Annotated in this window: 1 pseudogene; it reads left to right on the top strand. The window is 69.7% G+C overall.

Annotation, left to right across the window (positions count from 1 at the left end):
* Window positions 1-792, top strand: a pseudogene (locus tag DXD77_RS10225) (DDE-type integrase/transposase/recombinase); the annotation flags it as partial.
* Window positions 793-1,084: the final 292 nt, after the last annotated feature.

The raw sequence follows: 1,084 nt of genomic DNA on the forward strand, positions 1-1,084 counted from the left end.
CTGTCGCCGTCGACCATCTACCGCTGGGTCTCGGCGGGCTACGACGGCATGACCAACATGGAGCTCAGGCGCAAGGTCGGCTACAGGCCGAGGAAGCGCGCCGCGCGCCGGGCGGCGACCCGCCACTCCGCCCGCAGGTCATATGCCGCGTTCCTCGCCCTCGGCGAGGACGTTTGCGCCGCCGCCTGGGAGATGGACACCGTCGAGGGCGCGCGGGAGGACTCCGCCTGCCTGCTCACGCTGCTGCACCGCCCCAGCAGGCTCCAGCTCGCGCTGCCGCTGGAGGAGAAGACCGCCGGGTGCGTCGCGGGCGCCCTGGAGGGCGTCCGGGCGGTCCTCGGCGCCGACGGGACGCACCGCGTGTTCCGCGCCGTGCTCACCGACAACGGCGCCGAGTTCTCCGGCGAGGGCGCGATCGCCGCGCTCATCGGCGAGGGGCCCGGCGAGACGAGGCTGTTCTACTGCGACCCCGGGCGCAGCGACCAGAAGGGCGCCTGCGAGCGCAACCACGTCGAGATCAGGAAGCTGCTGCTCCCCAAGGGCCGCGGCCTCAGGTTCGACCGGCTGGTCCCGGCGGACCTGTCGCTGGCGATGTCGCACGTGAACTCCGAGCCCCGCGGCGCGCTCGGCTTCGCGACGCCCGCCCGCGCCTTCCGAGCGATGCTCGGCGACGACGCGGCGGCGCTGCTGGAGGCGTACGGCATCGAGGACGTGCCCATCGACGAGCTCGACCTGACGCCGGGGCTCATCGCGCGGGCGCGCGCGGAAAGGGGCGATGCCCCGCTGTCCTAGCCTAAGGGAAAACGGAATAGACGGAACCGACCGTTCGGCTGAGTCTGGGAAGAGGTGCCGGGCGGCGGGCGGAGCATGGCCACCGGACCCATCGAAACACATCTCCACCGTTCCTTCAACTGGGAAAACGGCGCCCCCGGGCCCCAGGAGGGGCCGCGGGGGCGTTCGGCTAACTGCGGGAATGGCCTATTTGCTCAATGTGTTCGGTTGAGATCGGAAATCAACCCCTTATATGTAACCCTTGATTATCGACTTTATCCGAACACCTCCCACATTCATCCGTACATGTACG

The sequence above is a fragment of the Collinsella sp. TM09-10AT genome, from assembly GCF_003436275.1.
GTDB lineage: Bacteria > Actinomycetota > Coriobacteriia > Coriobacteriales > Coriobacteriaceae > Collinsella.